The following is a 2278-nucleotide window of genomic DNA, read 5'->3' as shown; positions in this document are numbered from 1 at the left end:
GACAGGCTGAAGCGCGGGTCGCGCCCGTGCGGGGCCGCCGCCGCGCGGACCGTCCGAATCGCCTCGCGGACCTGATCCAGGCTCTCGCCCCAGAGGGCGTAGGTGTCGGCGTGGCGGCCCGCCACCGCGATGGCGGCCGGCGAAGCGCCGCCGAAAAAGACCGGGATGCCGCGCGGATCGACCGGCTTCACCTCGGAGAAGGCACGCTCCACCCGGTAATGCGCGCCGGCGAAATCGAAGGGACTCGCGGCGGTCCAGACCTGCCGGGCGATCGTCAGGAACTCGTCGGTGCGGACGTAGCGCTGGTCCTTGGTGAGGTGGTCGCCGTCCTGGGCGAGCTCGCGGTCGTCGCCGCCGCTGATCGCGTGGATGGCGACGCGCCCGCCCGTGAGCTGGTCGAGGGTCGCGAACTGGCGCGCGGCCACGGTCGGGGCGGTGAAGCCGGTGCGGTGGGCGATCATCAGGCCGATGCGGTCCGTCACCGCCGCGATCTGCGCCGAGAGCAGGAGCGCGTCGGGCGCGGTGGCGTAGAACGCCACCAGGATGCGGTCGAACCCGCCCCATTCGTGGGCCTGGGCCAGGAGGCGCAGATAATCCCGGTCGATGGCCGGGCCTTCCGGCGCGTGGGTCTCCGACTGGTAGCGGGGGGCGGCGAAGCCGATGAACTCGATCGCGTCGGGGCTGGGAAAGCGCATGGGATCTCCTTCGCTCAAGGGTTCGGTCAGAGGCCGAGGGCGGCCCGGCCGGCGGCGGCGCGCACGGCATCGCCCTGCGGCCAGTGGATGCGCCCGCACAGCACGTCGCGCAGGTGCCGCTCCAGCGGGTTGGCCCGCGACAGGCCGGGATTGCCGGCAAGCTCCACCGCGCGCTGCACCACCGCGACGGCGTTCTCCGTCACGGTGAGTTTGAGGAAGCCGGATTCCTGCACGGAGGGCGGCTGCCCGCGATCCGTCTCCTCGGCGTGGGCGCGGATCAGGCGGGCGTCGAGGGCGAGCAGCCGGGCGTTCTCGCCCGCGGCCTCCTGGAAACGGGGCAGGGCCGCCAGATTCCGGCCGAGGCTGCCCGGCCGGCGCTCCTGCGCGAAAGCCGTGAACCAGTCTTGCGCCGCCCGCGCCACCCCGTCGTAGAGGGCAGCGAGCAGCACGGCGTTCCAGGCCTGCTGGACGGGGTCGGGCGCGCCCCAGCCTTCGGGCGCGCGCAGATCCACGGCATGATCGGCGGGGACAACGACATCGTCGAGGACGACGTCGTGGCTGCCGCTGGCGCGCAGGCCGAGATGGTCCCAGGTTTCGACGATGCGCAGACCCGGCGCGTTCATCGGCACCAGCAGGTTGCCGACGCGCGGCGCGGCCTCGTCGGTGGCCACGAAGATGAGGCCGTAGGCCAGGGCCTCGCAGCCCGTGGAGTAGATCTTGCGCCCGCTGATGCGCCAGCCCTCCGGGGTCGCCCGCGCCACGGTCGCGGGGCGGCCACCGCGCGCCGGCGTGCCGAGTTCGGGCTCCACCCGGAGGGCGTTGATGAGCGCGCCGTCGCTCACGGCTGCGCGCCCGACCCGGTCGGCGAGGGCAGGGGGCCAGGCCCCGCGCCGGTGGATCAGCCCGTGCTGGATGAGGTGCATGGTCAGCACCAGGGCGGTGGAGGGATCGCCCTGCGCGAGCGTGCCGATGACCTCGGCCGCTCGCGCCAGCCCGGCACCGGCCCCGCCGAGGCGTTCCGGCACGGTCAGCCCCATCAGGCCCGCCGCCCGCAGATCCGCGATGTTGTCCTGCGCGAGGCGCCCCGCGCGATCATGCCCGGCCGCCCGCCCGGCGAAGAGCCGGGCGAGGTCGCGCAGGACGGTGTCGTGCTGATGGGGGTCGGGAAACGTCGGAATCGGACGGCTCGAAGGTGACCGGGGGAGGGAACCCGGGGACGAAATCACCCGGGGAGACAACGCCCGTATCGTCCCGCCGGCCTCCGCCCGAGTCAACGGGAACGTTCTTTTTTTAGAACCGACGCACGGGGAATACTTTTTCGAGTCGGCATCCGCGATGAGGATTATTTCGTGGTTAGAGGCTATCAACGACCAGATAATGGCTCTGTCGTATCCAAGATACTCCACGCGACCATGCCGGGAGCGCCTTTCCTCTGGCGGCTTGTTCTCTATAACGAACGACCTGACGTGCCGCGCCACGGGTCACTGCCCCCGAACGCGGCAGGCCACGACGCGCCAGATCAGGATCCACCGGACATGGAGCACACGCGATGACAGCGATCGAGGGGCCCGATCCCGTCCTGG

The 2278-nt window shown here is 71.9% G+C and carries 2 protein-coding genes; both read right to left on the bottom strand.

From position 1 onward, the window contains the following. The coding region (locus tag K2X24_RS11515; protein WP_292498031.1) for an LLM class flavin-dependent oxidoreductase at positions 1–695 on the bottom strand (695 nt) is incomplete at its 3' end. 26 nt (positions 696–721) lie between these two features. Then, positions 722–1834, bottom strand: a complete 1113-nt coding sequence (locus tag K2X24_RS11510) for an acyl-CoA dehydrogenase family protein (protein WP_292498034.1) — start codon at positions 1832–1834, stop codon at positions 722–724. Positions 1835–2278: the final 444 nt, after the last annotated feature.

Source organism: Methylobacterium sp., from assembly GCF_019750675.1.
In the GTDB taxonomy this organism is placed as follows: domain Bacteria; phylum Pseudomonadota; class Alphaproteobacteria; order Rhizobiales; family Beijerinckiaceae; genus Methylobacterium.
This window is presented reverse-complemented; position numbering and strand designations above follow the sequence as displayed.